At 53.6% G+C, this 22,107-nt stretch carries 19 protein-coding genes; 4 read left to right on the top strand and 15 right to left on the bottom strand.

The genetic code is table 11. The annotated features are described in order from the left end of the window. Positions 1–69: 69 nt before the first annotated feature. The 15 genes from tnpA to HS105_09375 all read right to left on the bottom strand — a co-directional run bounded on the left by tnpA (position 70) and on the right by HS105_09375 (position 13,621). Complete coding sequence (tnpA, locus tag HS105_09445) at positions 70–522, bottom strand: IS200/IS605 family transposase (GenBank protein ID MBE7516814.1); 453 nt, start codon at positions 520–522, stop codon at positions 70–72. Positions 523–918: 396 nt separating this feature from the next. After that, the gene (locus HS105_09440) at positions 919–1,710 is read right to left on the bottom strand and encodes a hypothetical protein (GenBank protein ID MBE7516813.1); all 792 of its coding nucleotides are present in this window, start codon (positions 1,708–1,710) and stop codon (positions 919–921) included. Positions 1,711–1,715: 5 nt separating this feature from the next. Beyond that, positions 1,716–1,850 (bottom strand): NAD(P) transhydrogenase subunit alpha, encoded by a 135-nt coding sequence (locus HS105_09435; protein ID MBE7516812.1) that lies wholly within the window; start codon positions 1,848–1,850, stop codon positions 1,716–1,718. After that, positions 1,807–2,205: a PIN domain-containing protein gene (locus HS105_09430; protein MBE7516811.1), complete on the bottom strand. Its 399-nt coding sequence runs from the start codon at positions 2,203–2,205 to the stop codon at positions 1,807–1,809. Before HS105_09430 ends, HS105_09435 begins: the two co-directional genes overlap by 44 nt. Next, positions 2,206–2,454 carry a DUF2281 domain-containing protein gene (locus tag HS105_09425; GenBank protein MBE7516810.1) on the bottom strand — a complete coding sequence of 83 codons (249 nt, stop codon included), beginning with the start codon at positions 2,452–2,454 and terminating at the stop codon, positions 2,206–2,208. It lies immediately after the preceding gene. 41 nt (positions 2,455–2,495) lie between these two features. Further along, the gene (locus HS105_09420; protein ID MBE7516809.1) at positions 2,496–4,082 is read right to left on the bottom strand and encodes a Re/Si-specific NAD(P)(+) transhydrogenase subunit alpha; all 1,587 of its coding nucleotides are present in this window, start codon (positions 4,080–4,082) and stop codon (positions 2,496–2,498) included. A 199-nt stretch (positions 4,083–4,281) separates the two neighbouring features. Further along, positions 4,282–5,796, bottom strand: coding sequence for an aminomethyl-transferring glycine dehydrogenase subunit GcvPB (gcvPB, locus tag HS105_09415; GenBank protein ID MBE7516808.1), 1,515 nt, complete (start codon positions 5,794–5,796; stop codon positions 4,282–4,284). 40 nt (positions 5,797–5,836) lie between these two features. After that, complete coding sequence (locus tag HS105_09410) at positions 5,837–7,144, bottom strand: aminotransferase class V-fold PLP-dependent enzyme (protein ID MBE7516807.1); 1,308 nt, start codon at positions 7,142–7,144, stop codon at positions 5,837–5,839. A gap of 82 nt (positions 7,145–7,226) precedes the next feature. Continuing rightward, positions 7,227–7,628 (bottom strand): transposase, encoded by a 402-nt coding sequence (locus HS105_09405; GenBank protein MBE7516806.1) that lies wholly within the window; start codon positions 7,626–7,628, stop codon positions 7,227–7,229. A gap of 292 nt (positions 7,629–7,920) precedes the next feature. Next, on the bottom strand, positions 7,921–9,249 hold the full coding sequence (gcvPA, locus tag HS105_09400) for an aminomethyl-transferring glycine dehydrogenase subunit GcvPA (GenBank protein MBE7516805.1): 1,329 nt from the start codon (positions 9,247–9,249) through the stop codon (positions 7,921–7,923). Positions 9,250–9,365: 116 nt separating this feature from the next. Next, positions 9,366–9,755: a glycine cleavage system protein GcvH gene (gcvH, locus tag HS105_09395; protein MBE7516804.1), complete on the bottom strand. Its 390-nt coding sequence runs from the start codon at positions 9,753–9,755 to the stop codon at positions 9,366–9,368. A 25-nt stretch (positions 9,756–9,780) separates the two neighbouring features. After that, the gene (gcvT, locus tag HS105_09390) at positions 9,781–10,932 is read right to left on the bottom strand and encodes a glycine cleavage system aminomethyltransferase GcvT (protein ID MBE7516803.1); all 1,152 of its coding nucleotides are present in this window, start codon (positions 10,930–10,932) and stop codon (positions 9,781–9,783) included. 87 nt (positions 10,933–11,019) lie between these two features. Continuing rightward, complete coding sequence (locus tag HS105_09385; GenBank protein MBE7516802.1) at positions 11,020–11,616, bottom strand: hypothetical protein; 597 nt, start codon at positions 11,614–11,616, stop codon at positions 11,020–11,022. Further along, complete coding sequence (locus HS105_09380) at positions 11,613–12,164, bottom strand: hypothetical protein (protein ID MBE7516801.1); 552 nt, start codon at positions 12,162–12,164, stop codon at positions 11,613–11,615. The genes HS105_09385 and HS105_09380 overlap by 4 nt, the downstream gene beginning before the upstream one ends. Beyond that, positions 12,161–13,621 carry a tetratricopeptide repeat protein gene (locus HS105_09375; protein ID MBE7516800.1) on the bottom strand — a complete coding sequence of 487 codons (1,461 nt, stop codon included), beginning with the start codon at positions 13,619–13,621 and terminating at the stop codon, positions 12,161–12,163. The genes HS105_09380 and HS105_09375 overlap by 4 nt, the downstream gene beginning before the upstream one ends. Before the next feature lie 296 nt (positions 13,622–13,917). Here HS105_09375 and HS105_09370 point away from each other — a divergent pair, with 296 nt between their 5' ends. From HS105_09370 to bshC, 4 genes are all read left to right on the top strand, one after another. After that, positions 13,918–15,207, top strand: a complete 1,290-nt coding sequence (locus HS105_09370) for a Glu/Leu/Phe/Val dehydrogenase (protein ID MBE7516799.1) — start codon at positions 13,918–13,920, stop codon at positions 15,205–15,207. A gap of 274 nt (positions 15,208–15,481) precedes the next feature. After that, positions 15,482–17,944: a hypothetical protein gene (locus tag HS105_09365; GenBank protein ID MBE7516798.1), complete on the top strand. Its 2,463-nt coding sequence runs from the start codon at positions 15,482–15,484 to the stop codon at positions 17,942–17,944. 238 nt (positions 17,945–18,182) lie between these two features. Further along, complete coding sequence (locus HS105_09360; protein MBE7516797.1) at positions 18,183–20,315, top strand: hypothetical protein; 2,133 nt, start codon at positions 18,183–18,185, stop codon at positions 20,313–20,315. A 109-nt stretch (positions 20,316–20,424) separates the two neighbouring features. Then, complete coding sequence (gene bshC / locus HS105_09355) at positions 20,425–22,107, top strand: bacillithiol biosynthesis cysteine-adding enzyme BshC (protein MBE7516796.1); 1,683 nt, start codon at positions 20,425–20,427, stop codon at positions 22,105–22,107.

Raw genomic sequence — 22,107 nt, 5'->3', positions numbered from 1 at the left:
ATAGCCCACCGATTCATCGGTGGGAACAATGTCGAAGCACGCATAAAGTCCCGTAGGGACGAATAGATATCAATCGAAAACATAACGAACATCGTATTCCATTTCATGCGCATCGAGGAACGCGATAAACTCCGTCTTAAAATCCACCTTCTTATGGTGCTCTGCTTGATTGTCGATGTAATTAATCGTACGAGCCTTTTCGCTGATCGAGATCGAAAACGCTCCGTATCCTTCCTGCCACTCGAACATTCGATGTTCGGGAAAAGTATCGTGAATCCATTTCGACGAACCACCCTTTATTAACTGCATCGCCTTTGAGATTGCCATTGTCTTCGCGAGCGAAATCAGCAAATGGACGTGATCATCAACACCGCCACCGTGAATCAGCTTAAACTTGTTCTCACTTGCAATGCCGCCGATGTACGGTATCATTCTGACGAGCAATTCAGGCGTTATCATCGAACGGCGTTCTTTAGTGCTGAAGACGCAGTGCATCAATTGACTGACGTATGAATGTGCCATTTATTTCTCATCCGCGTCCCGTAGGGACATCCGATAATAGGAACAAGGGACCAATTATTCCCAAGCCCCGTAGGGACGAATGAATCATATGCGGCCGCGAATATTCAGCCGTCCCTACGGGACTTTGGATCGTTGTGTCGTCCGTTCCCACCGATGAATCGGTGGGCTATTTTCATCACGTCCCTAATGGGACAAAACGTTCGGCCCAGTTTTCGGTGGGTTGAACCCACAGCTAAATTCGATTTACCGCCGCACGGTTGTCTGACTGCCATCACCAATTAGACTAGGCAACTTATGAAATTCGCACTGCAATCGGCAGCTCCATCAGTCGGCGCTTCCGGTAGGACCACCGCGTTGGTTTGGCAAAATCGTAATGTTGTTTCGGTATTCCCAACGTCAAACGCTTACCAAGTGTCTTCGCTTAAAGAGTTTCTCTTTAAAATCCGGCCCATCGGTGCCGAATTTAACGTTGTGACCAAAGTCGCCAAAGTAACTCACTTCACCAATTTCTTCATAGCGTGCATCTTCAGTTAACCGCCCCCAACCCGGTATCCAATATTCAGGAGTTAGTAGTTCGGGGGAAATGGAGGCTGCGCTATCGGAAGTTGAAAGACCTCCTTCCCAATAGAGATCACAAACTGCTTTCGGAGTTATGCGGAATTTCTGATATAAATTCATCCAAGTAGCGAAACTGTCCCAACAGACATAGAGTAGGCAATAAAAAGCTTGTTTATTCTTCCAAATGCTGAATTCTCCAAACAATTCATTTGCATGAATTGTGCTTCCAACAATGTTCCAATTTTTCCAGGTTGGTCGATACGAATCATGCTCTTGATTCCGAATGCAAAGCCAACTTGCATTAATGTTTGTTTTTTGAATTTCGCAAAAACCCTGATTATCTAGTCTTTTTTTTAACTTTCCAATTTGTTCAAAATAGTTTGTGTATTCACAAATATCGCAATAAACGTACGAATGAATAAAATCCTTAAAGGCAACTATCGGAGTTATGTCAGCTCCGGCGGAATAACAAAAGCAACTATTTTTCAAAATGTCCTCGACATCAATACGAAGCATTCGTTCAGTGATATCGATCCACTCGTGTTTCAAATGATTCTCATCACCATGGCGCCACGAGGAATGTTCAAAGTAATGTCGTAGTGCTTCAAATAAACTTTCCAATTCCGACATATTACCTATTTCCTAAACATCCCCAACACCCGATTCGTTACGAGAAATCCGCCGGCGATGTTGATGGCGGCAATGACGACGGCGATGGTCGTGAATTTACCAGATCGTTTCGACATTGGACAGCCTTTGTAAATTGCCATCGCTCGTCACCAGCGGCAAGCCAAGATGCAACGCGGTTGCGGCGACGATGCGGTCGTGCATGTCGGCGACGATGGAGCGGTCGATATTCTGGAGTTCGTCAGCGACTCGCCGAGAGAGTCCAGCGAGTTCGAAAGCGGTCGCATCGTCGTCGAGAGCTTCGCGAAGTTTGGCCAGCACCTCTTTAGGCACGCGATCCTTCTCGATCAAATATGTGAGTTCGACGATGGTGATCGACGAAACGAATAGTGTTCCGTTCTCCGCAGCGTCATCGACGGTTGTTTCAGCGAGCTTTGTAAGCCTCGAATATTCGTCAAAGTACCAGATGATGATATTTGTATCGACAACGATATCCATTTATAAAAGGCCGTCTTCTAGTAGGTGTTCGGTGTCCTTCGTGTATCCTCGCCACATTTCGTTTCGGGCTTGACGCATGTCTTCTTCGGTCCACTTAAAATTCAAATGGGCAAGACTGCCTTTTAGCGAACGGCGTGGTTTGCGTTTCGATTGCTTCGCTTTAAGAAACTGCACGAAGTCTAGCACTTCCTCCTGTTTGACGACCGGCAATTTTTCGAGATCTTCCAGTACCGCTTCTTTGACTGTCATAGTAGTTACCTCATAACGTATTCTACCATTGCCGAACACTGTTACTTTCTGAACATCGCCAGCATGCGATTTGTGACCAAGAAGCCGCCGGCGATGTTGATGGCGGCGATCAGCACGGCTATCGCGCCGAGGATGACGGTCAGGTTCATCGAAGTTGATGTCAGTTGCAGCATTCCGCCGACGAGGATGATGCCGCTGATAGCGTTCGTTACAGACATTAGCGGCGTATGGAGTGCCGGTTTGACATTCCATACGACCTGATAGCCGACAAAGCACGCGAGCATAAAGACCGTAAAGTGCGAAAGTACCGATGCGGGTGCGGTCCAGCCGACGCCGAGCATGATCAAGCCGACCGCAACGAGAAGCCACGGACTAAGAGCCATGCCTTCGCCGTGGCCATGGCCGTTCGCGGGCTTGGTAGTTGCGGCGACGGCGGCAGCACTTTTTGTCGGGACGCCCGGCTCGGGCGGCGCGGTTACGGCAACGACAGGCGGCGGCCACATCATCTTGCCTTCGTGCAGGACGATGGCACCGCGAATCACCTCATCGTCAAGGTCGATCTTCAAAGCGGCAGTGTCTGACTCCTTACAGAGATCGGCGACCAGTGCGACAATGCAAGAGCCGTAAAGCTGCGACGACATCGCCGCCATGCGTGACGGAAGGTCGGTGTAGCCAATGATCGTTACGCCTTTGTGATCGACCACCTTGCCCGGCTGCGTAAGCGAGCAGTTGCCGCCTTGCTCTGCCGCGAGATCGACGATCACGCTGCCCGGCTTCATGGATTCGACCATACCGGTCGTAATGAGCTTCGGCGCGGGTTTGCCGGGGATCAAGGCCGTTGTGATGATGATATCGACCTGCATCGCCTGAGCGGCAAACAGAGCCATCTCGGCGTTGAGGAACGCGTCGGACATCTCTTTAGCGTAGCCGCCCTTCGATTCGCCTTCCTCTTTTACGTCGAGTTCGAGAAATTCCGCGCCCATTGAGGCGACCTGATCTTTCGTTGCCGAACGCGGATCGAACGCCCGAACTATCGCCCCAAGGCCGCGCGCCGCCCCTATCGCAGAAAGCCCTGCCACGCCGGCACCGATCACCAGAACCTTTGCCGGATCGATCTTTCCCGCTGCGGTGATCTGGCCGGTAAAGAAACGCGGGAAGTGATTCGCGGCCTCGATCACAGCACGATAGCCCGCGATATTCGCCATTGCGGACAGCGTATCCATCTTTTGAGCACGCGTGATGCGCGGAACACAGTCCATGCCGAATACGGTCGCTTTTCGTTTCGCAAGGCGGTCGAGTGTTTCCTTATTCTGTGCCGGCCAGATGAAGCCGATCAAAGTTGCTCCATTTTTCAGAAGCTCGGCCTCGTGCTTGCCGACTGCCTTATTTTCCTCAGGCGGCCGCACTTTCAGGACGATATCCGCTGTTTCCCACAGCTTGCGCGTGTCCTCGATGACAACCGCGCCGGCTTCGCGATATTCGCTGTCCGTGCAGTTTATCCCTTGTCCCGCCTGCGACTCGACGGCAACGTCAAAGCCCAGCTTTTTCAACTTAAGGATGGTTTGCGGCGTTGCGGCAACTCGCTTCTCGCCGGGATGTATCTCTTTAGGGATGCCGATGGTCGTCATTTTTCAAAGCAGCAACAGTAAAAAAGGTAAGTTTAGGTTCGAAATGACCTTGGGTCAACCGGATCGGCGAGGAATAGCAGAAATACGCCACTTTTGAATAAAAACCGGCCAAGATCAACCGTTTTTCACGGATCATGACGGGAAGAACGGCTCTGTCCCGTATTCGAGAAAGAGCCGTTCATTACAGAGTTCTTGCCGATCAAAGCTGTGCGGAGCGAGCATCTCCGTCGCTGCGCCAGCGCAGAACAGGTTTCCGAGCGGCCGCTGCTTCATCGAGGCGGCCGATGCGGGTCGAGTGCGGAGCATTTGTAACGAGTTCGGGGTCTGATCCGATCTCGCGGTCTATATCGAGCATCGCTTCGCAGAACGCGTCGAGGTCGGCGCGCCCGACTGACTCCGTGGGCTCAATGAGCATCGCACCTTCGACAACAAGCGGAAAATAGACCGTCATCGGGTGAAATCCATAATCGATAAGGCGCTTTGCGATATCGAGCGTAACGGCCCCTTTCTTCGCCTGATCCTTATGCGAAAAGATCGCCTCGTGCATACAGTCAGATCCGTAAGGTTTGTCGAACGTGCCTTCCAGTTTCTTGGAAACATAACGTGCATTCAGCACGGCTGTTTCGGTCGCTTGACGCAGGCCTTCGGCCCCGTGCGTGTAAATGTACGAAAGTGCACGGATCATCATCCCGAAGTTGCCGTAGAACGCCTTTACGCGGCCGATCGATGTCGGGACGTCGTATTTCAGACGGTATCTCTCGCCGTCCTTTACGATATGCGGCGTCGGAAGAAAAGGTGCGAGTTCGGCGGTGCAAAGACAAGGCCCGCTGCCGGGGCCGCCGCCGCCATGCGGTGTCGAGAACGTCTTGTGCAGATTCAAATGAATGACGTCGACTCCCATATCGCCCGGACGTGCGATACCGACGAGCGCGTTCATATTTGCGCCGTCCATATAAACGAGGCCGCCCGCCGTGTGGATCGTATCGCAGATCTCCTTGATATTTCGCTCGAAGATGCCGACGGTATTGGGATTTGTGAACATAACGCCCGCCACATCGCCCGAGGAACAAAGTTCACGAAGATGGTCCATATCGGTCAAGCCTTCGGCGGTAGCGCGAATGGTCTTGACCGTAAAGCCCGCAAGCGCAGCGGATGCGGGATTTGTGCCGTGGGCAGATTCAGGGATGAGCATTACGCGGCGATCCTTTGCACCATCGCCATCGCGTTGGTCGAGGTACGCGCGGATGACCATAACGCCCGTCATCTCACCTTGTGCTCCCGCGGCAGGCTGGAGGCTCACACCCGGCAGGCCCGTGATCTCAGCAAGATCTTCCTGAAGCTTGTAGATCAATTCCAAGGCACCTTGCGATTCCTCTTCGGGTGCAAGCGGATGAAGGGACGCGAAACCGCCGATCCTTGCAGCTTTTTCATTGAGCCGCGAGTTGTACTTCATCGTGCAGGACCCGAGCGGATACATGCCGAGATCGATCGAATAGTTCCAGGTGGACATCCGCGTAAAGTGCCGAATGACATCAACCTCGGAGACTTCGGGGACGCCCTCGAGTCCGTCATCGCGGCGAAGCTCCGCCGGAATGGCGACCGTCTCGGGCACGTCGAGTTTTGGCAAACGATAGCCGATGCGGCCAGTCTGCGAACGCTCGAATATCAGAGCCTCATTCTGTGTCGGATGCGAAGTTACTTTTTTAATGCTCATTATTAATAAATACAGCTTTCAGCCGTCGGATGTATTTGATTCAGACTTTGGGTAAACCATTTTTTGCGACATTCTCCACAACATTACAAAATCTATCAAGCTCCCAAAGCGTTGTGTAAACATTCGGCGTAATGCGAATTCCGGAGAATTCCGTATGGACGATCGGCGTCGTATAGATGTGGTGTTTCGACATCAGATAGCCGCCGAGAGCGACCGGATCGACGCCGTCGATCTTAAAATTGGCGATCGCGCACGATTGAGCCGGATCGAACGACGTGTTGAAGCCGACCTTCGGAACCTCTTTTAGCCGGTTCATCCAATAGCGCGAAAGATATCGTAGGCGAGCTTCTTTTCGTTCGGCACCGATCGCCCTATTGAACAAGATCGCTTCGCCGATGGCAAGCCGCATCGCCGCCGAATGAGTGCCGATCTCCTCGAATTTGCGAATGTCGTTCTTATTCTTATCCTCACTTGCCATCAAGGCCCAGATCTTCGGGATCTTTTCCTTCTTTACGTAGAGCATTCCCGTACCTTTCGGAGCGTAGGTCCATTTATGCAGGGAAGTACCGAAATAATCGCACCCGAGATCGCTCTGTTTGAAGGCGAACTGCGAGAATGAATGTGCTCCGTCAACGATCGTCTCGATGCCGCGTGCACGAGCCATTTCGCAGACCTGCTTGACCGGCATTATCTGTCCGGTCAGATTGATCTGGTGCGACATCAGGATCAGCTTTGTTCGCGGCGTAACGGCTTTTTCAAATGGTGCCGCAAGATCGTTTATATTATCGGGAGAAATGGGAACCTTGACGAGATTTAATTTCAGGCCTTCGCGAAGCTCGCGTTGTTTGAGCGTCGTCAGCATTCGCGGATAATCCTGCGTCGTGGTGACGATCTCGTCGCCGCTTTTCAGGTCGAAACCCATAAGCAGAGTTTCGAGCGATTCGCTCGCGTTTCGCGTGATCGCGATCTCCTCGGGAGAACAGCCGAACATTTCGGCAAGCCCCGTGCGGATCGTCTCGGACTGCGGCTCAAGTATCTGCCACATCGTGTATGCGGTCGCGTCTTCCTGCTGCCATGTGTAACGGATAAAAGCCTCTGTCACGATCCGCGGGCTGGGCGAAACGCCGCCGTTATTCAGGTTGATAATGCCCCGCGTTACCGAAAACGACTGCTGAATGACCGCCCAGAAATCTTCGTCGGCCGCCGCCTCCAAAGACGAAAGATGCTCAACATGCCGCACCGCCGCCCTGACATCCTCAAGCAGCGACCCAACCGCCCCCGACGACAATGCCGCAAGGCCAAGCCCTTTGCCAACGGAGGAAAGAAAAGCTCTTCTTTCTATCTTCATAACGCGGATTTGATTTAGCTTAGCCACGCCGTTTACGGCGTGGTGAGTTTCAAATATACGGTTCAGGGCGTTCACGCCCTTTTCATTCTTCAATCCGTTCCAATCGGTCGTAGATCGTTCCCTTTTTATGGTGCTGTTCCTGATTACGTATATAGTCCAATATCCACGGCAGATCCTTTGTTCCGAATGAAACAATGCCGTATCCATGCTGCCATTGCAGACCTTTGCCCATTGCGCAAGAACTTCCGCCTTTTAGCTGTCCGATCCATTCGTCGAGATGTAAAGACGGCTTTACCGAAGCCGCAATATGAACGTGTGTTTCAATTCCGCCGATACTGTGAAAATATGCGCCTTCGGTTTCAACGATCTTGTTTTTAAGATACGAATATAATTCAGGCTGCATCGCCGTAGTTATCATCTGCAGATTGTCCTTTGTATGCCACGTTATGTGCAAATTTATCTCCGAATAAACTCTGATCGACATCGGTTTGGTAAGCCCGTGAACGGGCTGGATCAATGTTCTCTACCACAACCACGCCATAAATGGCGTGGCTAAGCTAAAACGAAAAAACCAAATAGTCGCCGAACCATAAATGGGGTGGCAATGCTAAAACAAAAAATTCAAATAATCGCCGAGCCATAAATCGCGTGGCTAAGCAAAAACGAAAAAACCAAATAGTCGCCGACCCCAACGCCGCAAGGCCAAGCCCTTTGCCAACGGAAGAAAGAAAACCTCTGCGATCGATGTCGTCCTTTACAGGCATTTCGGCATCCTTTTACGTTAAAGCCGCGACCAATTTATCCATTTGATCTTTTGAGTTCGTCTCCGTCACGCAGACGAGGAAGTCATTGTCGTGGCCGGCGTAATATTTCGATAACGCGAGGCCGCCGATGATGCCTTTTTCGCGGACGGATTCGAGTATTTCGGCGGCGGATCGCGGGCCGCGAACGACGAATTCGTTGAATGTCGGTGCGGAAAAGGGAATCGAATAGCCATCGATGGCGGCGATGGCATTTCTTGCGTAAGCAGCCTTTTGCGCGTTCTGCTCGGCAACCTCCTGAAGGCCCTTTTTGCCCATCGTCTCCATATAGATCGTTGCGGCTAGGGCGATCAGGCCCTGATTCGTGCAGATGTTAGACGTCGCTTTTTCGCGGCGGATGTGCTGCTCGCGCGTCGATAGCGTCAGCACGAAACCGCGGTTGCCGTTCTTGTCGTACGCCACGCCGCACAATCTGCCCGGCATTTGCCGAACGTATTTCTCACGCGTCGCAAAGAATCCGACGTGCGGCCCGCCAAAGCTTGCCGGAATGCCCCACGATTGGCCTTCACCGACGACGATATCGACGTCGCACTCGCCGGCAGTCTTCAAAAGCCCGAGCGAGATCGCTTCGGTAACCACAAGCACGAGAAGTGCACCTACTGAATGAGCCTTTTCGGAAAGAGCCGCAACATCCTCGATACAGCCGAAGAAATTCGGCGACTGAGCAACGAGCGCGGCCGTCTTGTCGTCAAGTGCCGAAAGATCGCCGATACGTCCTGTTGCCTCGTCGTAAGGTACCTCGATGATCTCGGCCGCTCCGTGCTGCGTATATGTGCGTGCGACGTCGCGATACTCGGGATGGACGCTTGTCGCAACGACGATCTTGTCGCGTCGCGTTACACGCTGTGCCATCAGATACGCCTCGGCCATCGCGGTCGAGCCGTCGTACATCGAGGCGTTGGCGACCTCCATGCCCGTTAGCTGGCAAACGAGCGTCTGGAACTCGAAGATGTACTGAAGCGTGCCCTGCGAGATCTCAGGCTGATAGGGCGTGTAGCTCGTGAAAAATTCGCTTCGCTGGAGCAGATGATCGACGATCGTCGGCGAAAAATGCGAATATACGCCGGCGCCGAGGAATGAGGGCTTGGCTGCGGCAGTATTCTTTGCCGCCATCGCTTCCATTGCCGCGATCACTTCGCTTTCGGCAAGAGGTTCGGTGATGTTCAACTCGCGGCCCAACTGCAGCTCAGCAGGTATCGAACGGAACAATTCTGAAGCGTCCGACAGGCCTACCTCAGACAGCATTTCAGCACGCTCTTCGGGTGAATTCGGTATGTATCTCATGGATAAACTTACTTATTAAACGACAATCTTATCAATAACCGCGTAAAGTGAAAAAACCGCGCGGACAAATTCCGAGCGGCTTTTCCAAATTCTGATTGTGCGGCGAAGGTATTTGTTCAGGAATTGCCTTCCAAGAACTCCTCGTATTCGGCCGAAGAAAGCAACGCATCGGCCTCGCCGGCATTTGCCATCTTGACCTTTACGAGCCAACCGCCGTCATACGGATCGTTGTTCACGGTCTCCGGTGCATCATTGAGGCCGTCATTGACCTCGGTAACCTCACCGCTGACCGGCATAAAGATCTCCGAAACAGCCTTGACCGATTCGACCGAGCCGAATGACTCATGTGCGTCGAACTTGTCACCTACGCGCGGCATATCCACATACACCACATCACCAAGCGAGTGCTGTGCGTAATCCGTCAGGCCGATCGTTGCGATGTCGCCCTCGACCGAAGCCCATTCATGGTCTTTGCTGTAACGTAAATTCTCAGGAATATTTGACATAATAGTATTCAGATCAATTGTTTTTTCAGGCCTGCTTGGCGATCGGCAGGGAAGCCCTCTTCTTCCGCTTATAGAACGGCGTAGTTACGATGACCCCGTTCAGATGCTTGCCTCTGACATCAATTTTAATTTCTTGTCCCGGATTTGCAAATTGCGGCGGAACGAACGCCATACCGATATTCTTTTTAAGAGACGGTGCGGGCGAACCGCTCGTTACCACACCCGATCGTTCATTATTGATGTAAACGTCATACCCGTCGCGTGCAATGCCCGGCTCGGTCATTTCAAACCCGACGATCTTGCGCGATACGCCCGACGCCTTTTGCTTTGCAAGTTCTTCGGAGCCGATAAAGCCATTCTGCTTGTCGAGCTTTGTTATCCAGCCCAGATTTGCCTCGAACGGCGTGATGTCATCGCCGAGCTCGTGGCCGTAAAGGGACATTCCCGCTTCGAGCCGCAGCGTATTTCGGGCGGCAAGCCCGCAGGGAAGTATTCCGCCGGCGCTGCCGAAGTTGCCTGCATCCAAAAGCTTGTCCCAAAGCTTTTCGGCATTGTCGGGATGCGTGTAAACCTCATAGCCGTCCTCGCCCGTGTAACCGGTTCGCGAGAGGATGGCATCAACACCATCGACCTTGCCGCCGCAAAAATGATAGTACTTTACGGTATCAAGCTCGGCCTCGGTGAGTTTTTGCAGAATAGCGACGGCCTCAGGGCCCTGTATCGCGATCTGGCAGAATTTGTCGCTGATATTTTCGACATGGCAGTGGTCATCAGGTGAATGATGTGAGCTGATCCATTCAAAATCCTTGTCGGTCGTGCCGGCGTTGACAACGAGCAGCAGTTTGTCGGCCTCAAATCGATATACGAGCAGGTCATCCACGATGCCGCCGTGCTCGTTCGTGAGCGCGGTGTATTGTGCCTGGTCGTCAACCAGTTTGGTCACATCATTTGTAGTAAGGCGATCGACAAAATCAATGGCTCCGGGGCCGACAACCCATATTTCGCCCATATGCGAAACGTCGAACAAACCCGCATAGCTGCGGCATCGAATATGCTCTTCTATAACGCCTGCTTGGTATTGGACAGGCATTTCCCACCCGCCGAAGTCGACCATCTTTCCGCCAAGGCCGCGGTGTTTCTGATTCAGCGGTGTTTTTTTCAATACAGTCTCTGACATACGATGATTTTAGATCACCGCCCGAATTGCAACAAATGCGGGCGGCGTGGTTCCTGAGATCTTGCGTTGAAATTACGAAAGGTCGCGCTATCTGTTCTTCTTCTTGCTTTTGGCCGGCGTGCCGGGCGTTTCTTTCGGAAGTTTATCGACAGAGGCGATGATCTCATCGCACATATCTATTGACGCGCTGATGAGGCTGCGCTCACGGCCGGCCGGTACCGTGTCAAGTTCCTTTATCAGAGCGGGCCGGTACCTTGCAGCGGCAGCGGCAAGGCTCCGCACAGCGATCGGGAATATCTCCGCAAGCGGCTTTGCTTTCTTATCATCGGGCGTTGGCAGAATTGCAGCGTCGGGATGCTCAGCTAGATTGTCGATGTCGTCGATCGCCTTTTGAAGCAGCCGCCGTATATCTCCGAACAGCTGAACGCGTTCGCCTGTGGGCACCGGCCCCCATTTCCACTCATCTTTTTGTCTTATCGGCACTGAGCCGACGTCGATCTTCATAGCCTCGAAGCGGCGATCCGCAGCATGCACCAGAACATCGATCCGTCGATCGATCTCTTGAGCATCGCGTATCAGCTCGACCTCATCAGCGGTCAAAAAATCACGCTCTTGTGCGACCGTGCCGTGGGCGGAGAAGAGTAGGCCGGCGGCAATAATGATCAGTACGAAAAGATTTTTCATTGTGTATTGCCAAAAAGCGGCTCAATCGTCTTCGCACGGGCATCTCGAAGATATTTTGTCAGCCGGGTCAAATAGTACTCGTGATCGGGCGGCATTTCGCGGCGGATCAATTCAAGCCGGGGAGCAAATCCGCGCAGCCCGATCTCAAAACGCTTCAGATTTCCGCGCGACTTTCCGCTGTCATCGTTATTCCATAAAAGAAAGGCTACGGCATTGTCCATTAAGTAATGAAAGGAGCCAAGCTCACGGAATACCTCGTCGAAAGCGGTAGCCGCAACGTATTTCTCGGCCTGCTTAAGGTGCGTGTCCATCATTCGGAGCGTCAATTCCGTCCTCTTCTTCGGATCAGTTTGGCCGAGGAGTTGTTTCTTCTCATCCTTGGGCAGGTCATGGATGGGCGGCGGGGCGTCGCCCGGATTTACTTGTGCCAGCAAGCCGGATGCACAGAAAAGGAGAAAGGCGGCGGTCAGGCACAGTCTGCCCGCACGGTTATGCCGACTGCCGCAGGCCGTGGTGTATTCATTCGTATCCGACTTTTGCCTGCTCATTTGCGTTTCATCCCTTTCATATCCCGCTCAAGCGAAGGCATTCTCAATTTTACCTTATCTATCTCAAGCTGATTCCTCTCGGGATCGGCGATCTTGAGGAACGATTGGTAATTCGCCATTGCATCGATGTATTCGCCCAGATGGTCGTACGTTATCGCCAAAAGAAAATATGCGATCGGTCGGTCGGGCATCCTATCAACGATCCAAAGATACTCGGCCTTTGCTTCAGGATATCGCTTTAGCTGAAACAACGCTGCCGCAAGGTCGCTTCGCACGGTCGCGTTATCCGGCAGCCGCGCTTTCAGCTTTTGTAATAATGGTACGGCCTGATCGAATTGCCGCGCCTGAACGAGCGCCCTCGCATAACCGATCACATGATCGATATTGTCCGGCTCGGCCGAGGCCGCACGGCGGCAGAGGTCAATTGCTTTTGCGGGTGAATCAACGCGATATGCCGAGCAAAGTCGGCCCAGAACAGCAGCGTTCGAAGGATCGTTCTGCAGTGCCGCTTCAAGTTCCGCCGTGCTCTTTGCTGTAACCGCTTCAAGTTTTGCTCTCAGCTCATCGGCCTCAGCAGATGGTTCCTTTATTGACGAAAGCTCCTTTGCGGCCTCGGCATATTTCCCTTGTGCGGCAAAGATACGGGCCGACAGCAATGCCAAGACCGAGCCGCTGACGCGCAGTTTCCGAAGCTCATCCCTATACATTGCCGCCTGCTCAACATCACGGTCGTCCAAGGCAAGCCGGGCAGCGAACCGCAGCGCATTGACAGATCGAGGGTCGGCATCAAGTGCCTTTTTAAGATCGGATCGAGCGTCGGGCCGTCTGCCGAGCCGCTCTTCCAGTGCGGCACGGGCCAGCCAAACGGACGAAGGCACCTTCATTTTGCCGTCGCTGATGGCCTGCAGCTTTAAAAGCGTCGCGGTGACCTCGGCATCCGGAGCGTTCGTGCGCAACTGGAGGTCAACCATTGCCGAGTATGCCGGGTAATTGTTGACGTCAAGCTCGATCGATCGCTCGAGTGTCCGCGACGCTTCCGTTGCAAGTCCGGCGGCTTTTTGCTTGTCGCCGCGATCGGCCGCGATCGCCATCTGCCGTACGAGTACGTCGCCGAGCATCGCGAGGCCAAGCGTCCAATCCGGCCGGTCCCTGACCGCTTGGCGAAAAGCAGCTTCCGCCGAACTGAGATCGTTCAGCGAGAGATAAGCCGAGCCTTTTTGCAGTTCGGCTTCGGGAAAGATCTTTATAAGGGTGATGGCCTTATCGTATTTGGCTATCGCTCCGGCGAGATCGCCCTTTTCGTGCAGATCTTGGCCTTCGTTGAAGGCCGCCACGGCGTCCTGCTGGCGTTGTTCGTCATCATTGTCCTGAGCCTGAATATAAGCACCTGTCAGAACAACCGCCAGCGCTATCACGGCGGCCGCTTGGATCTTGTTCCGAATGCTTGATAGGCGCATCTTATTTCCTGCCAATAATGTTAAAGATTACCACTGTACTCACCGCTTTGTGAAAATTCTTAGAGCGACGGCGATGACCAAATTTGCCAACCAATGGGCAGTAAGATAACATTCGATTAGCCGTGGCCGGTTCGTGCTTCCATGGCCGAACGTCGCGCTTAACGGGCGATGTTGTTGGATGCCTCAGCCAGCGTTTCTGTTGGACGGACATTATTTGGAGGAGGCCGGGCCGCGAGATCACGTTCTTTTGAGAAACATCTTAAATAAATAAGCTTGATTTTGGAGAGTGGATAACAATGGCAAACCCAATGGCCGATGAGATGCGGCGCTTCAAGGGCAGTGACGAAAAGAATCCCTTTGATGCCATGAGCGAGCGCTTTGACCGTGCGGCAAAGCTTCTCGGGCTTGATGAAGATCTTTATGCTGTTATGCGTGTGCCGAGCCGTGAGATAAAGGTGTACATACCGGTTCGCATGGATACAGGGCATATACAGGTTTTTGAAGGATACCGCGTTCAGCACAACTTTGCCCGCGGGCCGGCAAAGGGCGGCATTCGCTACGCACCTGACGTAACTATCGAAGAGGTGAAGGCCCTTTCGGCGTGGATGACATGGAAATGCGCTGTCGTTAACGTTCCTTTCGGCGGCGGCAAAGGCGGTATCGTGTGCGATCCGTCGCAGATGTCGCTCGGTGAACTTGAGCGGCTGACGCGGCGCTACACGGCGGAATTGATCGACTTCATCGGGCCGGATAAGGATGTTCCGGCTCCCGATATGAATACGAATGAACAGACAATGGCGTGGATCATGGATACATATTCTATGCACGCACGTCACACGGTCACAGCCGTCGTCACAGGAAAGCCTGTCGCCCTCGGCGGCAGTCTGGGGCGAAAAGAAGCAACGGGCCGAGGCGTCCTGTTTTGCGTCAATGAGGCCATAAAACGGCTTGATAAGACGCCTGAGCAAACATCAGTGGTTATTCAAGGCTCGGGAAATGTGGGCGGAATGGCTGCGCAGTTGATGCATGATACAGGCTATAAGATCATCGCCATTTCGGATATCTTTGGCGGCATCCACAACTCGAACGGACTAGACATACCCAAGGTTAGGCAGTATCTTCAGGAAAATCGGACGCTTGAGGGCTATCCTGAGGCTGAGCGCGTTGATAACAAGACGCTGCTCGAGATCGAGTGTGATGTGCTTGCCCCTTGTGCGACCGAGAATCAGATAACATCGGAGAACGCCGGCCGGCTCCAGTGCAAGATACTTGCAGAAGGAGCGAACGGGCCGACCACGCCAAAGGCCGATCAGATACTGCATGACAAGGGGATCTTCGTTGTTCCGGATATTCTTGCCAATGCGGGCGGTGTAACGGTATCGTACTTCGAATGGGTTCAGGACAGGACCGGTTATTTCTGGTCGGAGGCCGAAGTTAATTCAAGGCTTGAGGAGAAAATGATCGCGAGTTTTAATGAACTTGTCGGCTACGGCGACAGGCACGGAGTTGATTCGCGAACGGCAGCATATATGATGGCAATTGACCGAGTGGCCTACCATACCAGAATGCGTGGTATCTATGCCTAAATATTTGCATCATAAGCAAAAATCAACTTGATTTTCGGCTTAATGTAAGATAGTCTCAATTGTCGGAGTAATGGGTTTTCGGGTCAGGCGTTGACTTTTTGACGGTGCTCTCGTATAAACCTGTATTTAATGTTCTAGTATTTGTTCAAGAATTCGTCTTTGATGGCCGCACCTTTATTGCGGAAGTTGAAGCGACAGTCGGCAGACAAAGCGTGAAAAGCAAGCGTTTGACCGATCAATGAAACTGATTATTTATTTTCAGCGGAGGAAAATGATGAAATTCGCAAACAAGGCGTATGTTATTACGCTCTTAATGCTTTCACTGGTCGCCTCGGCGGCGGCGCAACACCATCTGCGGTCTGCTAAAGACCCGCGGAATACAGCGCCGACCGTTGGTACCGGTGGTCCTTTTGGCGGCCCTACGGGCCTGTTCACGGTATATGACGGTTCCACTCTTCGGCGCGGTGAGTTTACTTTCAGCGCAGCTTTGAGCAACTGGGATCGCGATCCGGGCAACGTCGATCTTTCGGCGGTGCCGCTCAGTTTTCAGGTCGGCTTGACCGATCACGTCGAGTTGTTCTTTGAAACCGAGGCATATCGTCAGGTCAGGGCAAATGCTCTTACGAACCTTTCGAGTGCCTACCTTCCGAACACTCAGTTCTGGACGACCGGCGGCTTACAGGTAAGGCCGGCGATCATTTTGGCGCCGCAAGGCCCCGGCCCGAGCATGTTTGCAAATCAGGCTGTGTATCGGCCGATCGGTGCACCTTGGTTTCAATTTCCGTTCACGGGCGGCAGCACGGGTAACTTTGGTTTGAGTTTCCCGGCAGGCCCTTCGTTCGGGTTCGGCCCGGGCACGACGCCGACGATGGGCCCGCCGCAGGCCGGTTCGGGTAACGGCGCAGGCCGGTTCCCCGGTGTCGGTTCAGTTTATGGCAGTATTCTGCCGGGTATAGTGCTTCAGACCGTCCAGCTCACGAGTCCTACGGGAGCTCCGGCCGGAACCGCACCTACGGTTTTTACGACCATGCCGTCGTATCTTCCTGATGCTCCGTTCATTTCACGCTCGTTCGCGGATAGTGCGTTCAACAGCTTTACAGCGGGAGCAAAGTTCAGGCTTACGAGCCTTGATAACCCGATCGGCTTTGGTTTTGTCGCTGCCTACAGATGGTACGCGGACAGTGCCAAAGGATACAGTGGCTTTAATCAGCTTCAGCGCGGCGCTAGCCCGGGCGGTGACAGGGGGGACGTTTACGTTGCCACATTCGCAGATGCCCGATTGGCTAAATGGGTGAATCTCTCGGCAAACGTCGGTTTCCTTTGGGCTTCGGATCCGAAGGGCAGCTTCCCGAATGGAACATTCAAGCTTCTTGACCGTTCGAATGAAGTTCACGCCGCATTCGGCATTGATTTCCCGGTCAACAAGTTCTTCCAGCCGATCCTCGAGCTCCGCACACTTCAGTATGTCGGCGGACGTACACCTAACGCATTCGAGAATCATCCGATCGACGGCATTGCCGGTGCGAGGATCTTCCCCGCTCGTTGGTGGGGGCTTGGTTTCGCCTATCGCTACAACTTTAATCAGCAGGACTGGGACAGTGTTAACAAACAGGCCTTCTCCACCAAAGTTACGGTTCCGTGCTATATCGGACAAGGCGGCGGCACGACCCCGGGTACCGGTCCGGATGGAACTCCAAATTGTGTGACACAGGTCATTACGAGCAACTTTACCGCTCCAGTTCCGGGCTTCCAGACATCGAGTGATGCTAACGGATATATCGCACAGCTCTGGATCGGCCGTCGGGACAAGCGTGAATCGGATCGTGTCAACAGTCCGGCTGATGTTACAGGCTTGACGCTCAGCGACCGCACGGTTATCCTGCCGTGTCCTGCCGGAACGAAATCAACGTCAGAAGCGTGCAGCGACAATCAGACGATCAGTGTTTCGACCACAGCGACCGATAAGGACAACGATCCTCTCGTTTACAACTACACCGTCTCCGGCGGCCGTGTTGTAGGCCAAGGATCAAGCGTCTCGTGGGATCTCAGCGGCGTTCGCCCCGGAACCTACACGATCACTGCGGGTGTTGATGACGGCTGCGGCATTTGCGGTCAGACAAAGACCGAGACGGTTACTGTCAAAGAATGCGACAGCTGCTCGATACCGTGTGTATGCCCGTCGCTCTCAGCTGACGGACCTGCAGGCCTTGTCACACCGGGCGGCTCGGCAACATTTACGGCTAACGTGAGCGGCTCCGGCAGCTACACCTATAACTGGACCGTTTCCAACGGAACGATCACCAGCGGACAGGGTACGTCGAGCATCACGGTCGCCACGACCAGAGAGATGGCCGGACAGACAGTTACAGCTACTGTCGAACTCGGCGGAACTGATGCTGCGTGCAACTGCGACACCACGGCGAGTGCAACTGCGGAGATCGCAAATCTGCCGCAGAAGGATCTCGTTGATGAGTTCGGCCCGTTGAAGGATGACGATGTCAAGGCTCGTGTGGATAACTTCTACATCAGACTTAACAACGACCCGAATGCGACCGGCTACATCGTAAATCACGGCACCGCTGCTCAGATCAAGGCTCGCAAGAACCAGATCATGAAGGCAGTCAACTTCCGTAAGTACGATGCAAGCAAGCTTCGCTGGGTCGATGTGGTCGGCAGCGGCCCGATCAGCACATCGTTCTGGTTCGTACCGGCAGGTGCAGAACCGCCATCGAACTAATAACAGCTTCGCCTTACGGCGAACATAACCGAGGCGGCCGAAGGTTCTCCGCAACCTTCGGCCGTCTTTTTGCTTGCAACTCGCGCCCGTTTTTGTAAAGATAGTCCTGTCGCCGCGTTTAACGCGAACACCGCCGGCCGTATTCGGGTAAACCCGCAGTGCGAGCTTGGCATCTCAAAGAGTGTCATCTTCCCGTAACAGCGATCCGTCGTAAATTTCACCGCAGACCGTTTTGATCATGAAAAGAACAACTAAAATCGCAGCTGAACTCCTGATCTTCATTTTGGCAGTAGCTTTCGCAGCCCCGAGCTTTGTCCTTGGTGAAACACCAACGGAGGAAGGGCCTGCCGATCTGCCGAAGTTCGAAAATTGGGCGGTCGTCGGACCGGACGGCGGCGATGTCAGAAGCATCACCATTGATCCGCGCGATCCGAACCGCCTGTATCTCAGTACACTTGACGGCCAGATCTATACGTCCGCCGACGGTGCCAAGAATTGGCGGCTGCTGGTGAATCTGAATGAACCTGAATTGATATTGGATAATCTTTTTGTGGATTCACGCGATTCAAGGATCATTTATGCCTCCGGCCACAGGCATAAGAATCCCGGCGGCTTCTTCCGATCGACCGACGGCGGCGTAACATGGAAGGCCTCCAAAGAGTTAAAGGGTGAGGCTGTCCACGCATTGGTGCAGTCAACCTTCGACGCGAATTATCTTTTTGCCGGTACGACCAATGGCGTTTGGGTGTCGAAGAATTCGGGCGAGAGCTGGGATCGGCTGTCATCCACTACAAACCCGATAAATGTTGATTCGATCGCGATCGATCCGCGCGGTACGAACACGATCTACGCCGGAACGTGGTGGCGGGCATACAAATCGACGGACAGCGGCAAAAGCTGGCGGCTGATAAAGGACGGTATGATCGACGACTCGGACGTCTTTGCGGTCGATATCGACCCGCGTAATCCGGAGCATATAATCTCGTCGGCCTGCAGCGGCATCTACGAATCGGTCAACGGCGGCGAAAAGTGGGCGAAGATTCAGGGCATTCCGTCGCAGTCACGCCGTACGCGTGATATCATGCAGCACCCGACGATGCCAGGAACGATCTTTGCGGCGACGACAGAAGGTTTCTGGATGTCGTCGAACTCGGGCAAGGCATGGTCGTTGACGACGCAGAGAAACCTTGAAATAAACTCGATCGCTTTGCATCCTGATATTCCCAACCGCGTTTTCATTGCGACGAACAATTACGGTGTAATGGTCTCGAATGACGGCGGCAAGAATTTTACGCCGACCAATGACCGCTTCACCAGCCGGTTCACATATAATGTGATGCCGGATCTGCAGCAGCCGAACAGGCTCTATGCGGCAACCCGCAATATCGCGACAGGCGGCGGATTTCTTTTTGTCAGTACGGACGGCGGAGCGAACTGGAAGGCCTCTTCAAGTATAGACGTCAACCGGATCTCGCCGTTTGCGCTGAGGCAAGACCGTGTTACGCCGAACGTGATGTATTTGGGCACGAACGTCGGCATTTATAGGTCGATGGACCGCGGTATAACCTGGGCGCCGATCCCTGCCGGCAAGGTTCCGGTTCAGACAGTTAAAACAACGGTTCGCCGGAAGGGCAAGAACATCGTAAAGACGGTCAGTGTGCCGAAGGGGATCACTCAGATCAAAGAGAAGGTGAAGATCATTGAATTCACCGAGGACGGTAAGAACGGCCTGATCGCAGGAACCGATAAAGGGCTTTATCGAAGCTATAACTTTGCCCAAGGCTGGGAGAAGATCGACCTGGGCGGCAATAACGACAATATCTTTTCGATACATACCTCACCGCTTCGCCCCGAAACCATCTGGGTCGGGACGGCGACTTCGGGCGTTATCGTCTCGCATGATTCAGGCAAGACATGGGCTAAGGTGGCTCCGACCTCTGACGGCTCACCGGTAAGCTCGATCGCGAGTGACCCTAAGGATCCTGATCGCATCTATGTGGGAACAGGACAGACTTTTTACATAAGCCGCGATGGCGGTACGACATGGAAACGACGCGGCGGCGGGCTGCCCATCGGCAGTTATACGAGCATCTTGATCGATCCGGAAAGGACAGATGAGGTTATCGTTTCAAGCTCGCTCGAAAAGGGCGGCGGGATCTACATCTCGACCGACGGAGGCGATAAGTGGAAGCGTATGGATGATAAGGACTGGAATCTGCCGAGCCGCAGGGTGTGGGCACTCGCCTTCGATCCGCGCGACCCGAACCGTATCTATGCGGGGACACATTCATCGGGCGTTTATAGGATAGAACGCGGCACACAGTCGGCCGGCGGTTCAGCCGATAGGCCGCGGATCGCCAGCGCTCCGTGATCAATTGCCGATAGGTGTGAAAGGCGGGGCCGCGGCCTCGCCTTTTTTCTTTGGATTTTGCAGTTCGCTTCTGCGACACTATAATTTTCTTACAAAGGAGTCGTCAATATTGACCACTGAAAGTGCCAGCCAACGCCTCGCGACCGCAGGCGGCCTTGAGATCGAGAGTTTGCCGTTCGCCCATATTCCGGGCCAATCGCGCATATTTTTGGATCATTTGGCGGCTTCGGCCTCAGTCGCAAAGTATTTCTCATTTTTGCCTGCGGCGTCGGCGGGCCGGCAACGCGAGGCTGACGACGTATGCGATGGGTTTACTGTTGACCGGGCCAAGCTTTGCTCTGCCCTTGCGGAGATAAATACAAATTGCGGAGCCTCGGAGAATACTTTTAGGAACATCGACCGGCTTAACGACCGGTCGTGTGTTGCGGTGCTTTCGGGTCAGCAGGCCGGTCTTTTCACAGGGCCGCTTTACACGATCTATAAAGCGTTATCGGCAGTGAAACTCGCCGAAGAGCTGACCGCCTCGGGTGTGAATGCCGTGCCGATATTTTGGGCAGCAACCGAGGATCATGATTTTGAGGAGGTGGCTTGGGCTGAGGTTGTCGGAAAGGGCGAGGCATTGATCCGTAAAGAGTTCCATCCGGCGGGCCGTATTGATAATTCTCCCGTCGGAGCAACCACTATCGATAGCTCGATAGGCGCTGTTATCGGGCAGTTAGCGGATGAGCTCGGCAATACAGAGTTCACGGATGCGGTCGTCGAGGGCCTTTCCGAGACGTGGAAAGAGGGGCGCGGCTTTGGCGACGCATTTCTGACGCAGATGGCAAGGATATTCGCCCCGTTCGGTCTCATTTTTGCCGATCCGCGTCATTACGGACTGAAGAGACTTTCGGCCCCGATCTTTTCAGCGGCGATCGACTCCGCACAAACCATCGTTACAAGGCTTCTCGATCGGACAGCTGAACTGGCAGCCGACGGCTACCACGCGCAAGTACATGTGGAAGAGGATCATTTTCCGATCTTTTGGCTCACCGACAAGGGCGAACGCTCTGCCCTGCGGTTGTCACCCGACGGATTCGTTACCTCGAAACGTGACCGCCGAAAATTCACGCTTGCCGAGTTGCGAACCATTGCCGAAGCGACCCCCGAAAGGCTTAGTGCCGGCGTGATGTTCCGTCCGGTTGTTCAGGATCATCTTTTCCCGACGATATGTTATTTCGGCGGGGCCGCGGAGATCGCGTATTTCGCACAATGTCAGGTCGTTTATGAGCAATTAGGCCGCCGTGTTACGCCGATCCGCCATCGGCAGAGTTTTACGGTCATCGAGTCGCGGCATCAGCGTACGCTTGCGAAATACGGCTTGTCATTCATCGACCTGTTCGCGGGACGCGATGAACTCCTGCCGAAGATCGTTGAACGCGAGGTCTCGCCCGATACTGCGAGGCTGATAGCTGACGTTGAAGAAAAGGTAAATGCGGAGCTCAATCGCCTCGACCGGCATTTGGCGAAACTGGATGTAACAGTAGCTGATGCATTCGCGAAGCGGCGTCGGAAGATGCTCTATCACATCGCAGCGATCCGAACGAAGGCTTACGCCGCTGCTGTACGAAACAGCGGTGATGCGGAGCGCAGGCTCGCAGCGATGTTCGATGCACTCTTCCCCGAAAAGGTCCTACAGGAGCGGAAATTGAATATCATCACGTATCTCGATCGTTTTGGCGAAGGCTTTATCCGTCAGCTGTACCAAGCCGTTGACCTGAACGATAACGGCCATAGGATCATATATTTGTAA

The organism is Chloracidobacterium sp., assembly GCA_015075585.1.
GTDB lineage: Bacteria > Acidobacteriota > Blastocatellia > Pyrinomonadales > Pyrinomonadaceae > OLB17.
This window is presented reverse-complemented; position numbering and strand designations above follow the sequence as displayed.

Coding starts and splice junctions, on each gene's coding strand:
- tnpA (MBE7516814.1), bottom strand. CDS start 522: ATGGCACATTCATACGTCAGTCAATTGATGCACTGCGTCTTCAGCACT.
- HS105_09440 (MBE7516813.1), bottom strand. CDS start 1,710: ATGTCGGAATTGGAAAGTTTATTTGAAGCACTACGACATTACTTTGAA.
- HS105_09435 (MBE7516812.1), bottom strand. CDS start 1,850: ATGGCAATTTACAAAGGCTGTCCAATGTCGAAACGATCTGGTAAATTC.
- HS105_09430 (MBE7516811.1), bottom strand. CDS start 2,205: ATGGATATCGTTGTCGATACAAATATCATCATCTGGTACTTTGACGAA.
- HS105_09425 (MBE7516810.1), bottom strand. CDS start 2,454: ATGACAGTCAAAGAAGCGGTACTGGAAGATCTCGAAAAATTGCCGGTC.
- HS105_09420 (MBE7516809.1), bottom strand. CDS start 4,082: ATGACGACCATCGGCATCCCTAAAGAGATACATCCCGGCGAGAAGCGA.
- gcvPB (MBE7516808.1), bottom strand. CDS start 5,796: ATGAGCATTAAAAAAGTAACTTCGCATCCGACACAGAATGAGGCTCTG.
- HS105_09410 (MBE7516807.1), bottom strand. CDS start 7,144: ATGAAGATAGAAAGAAGAGCTTTTCTTTCCTCCGTTGGCAAAGGGCTT.
- HS105_09405 (MBE7516806.1), bottom strand. CDS start 7,628: ATGTCGATCAGAGTTTATTCGGAGATAAATTTGCACATAACGTGGCAT.
- gcvPA (MBE7516805.1), bottom strand. CDS start 9,249: ATGAGATACATACCGAATTCACCCGAAGAGCGTGCTGAAATGCTGTCT.
- gcvH (MBE7516804.1), bottom strand. CDS start 9,755: ATGTCAAATATTCCTGAGAATTTACGTTACAGCAAAGACCATGAATGG.
- gcvT (MBE7516803.1), bottom strand. CDS start 10,932: ATGTCAGAGACTGTATTGAAAAAAACACCGCTGAATCAGAAACACCGC.
- HS105_09385 (MBE7516802.1), bottom strand. CDS start 11,616: ATGAAAAATCTTTTCGTACTGATCATTATTGCCGCCGGCCTACTCTTC.
- HS105_09380 (MBE7516801.1), bottom strand. CDS start 12,164: ATGAGCAGGCAAAAGTCGGATACGAATGAATACACCACGGCCTGCGGC.
- HS105_09375 (MBE7516800.1), bottom strand. CDS start 13,621: ATGCGCCTATCAAGCATTCGGAACAAGATCCAAGCGGCCGCCGTGATA.
- HS105_09370 (MBE7516799.1), top strand. CDS start 13,918: ATGGCAAACCCAATGGCCGATGAGATGCGGCGCTTCAAGGGCAGTGAC.
- HS105_09365 (MBE7516798.1), top strand. CDS start 15,482: ATGAAATTCGCAAACAAGGCGTATGTTATTACGCTCTTAATGCTTTCA.
- HS105_09360 (MBE7516797.1), top strand. CDS start 18,183: ATGAAAAGAACAACTAAAATCGCAGCTGAACTCCTGATCTTCATTTTG.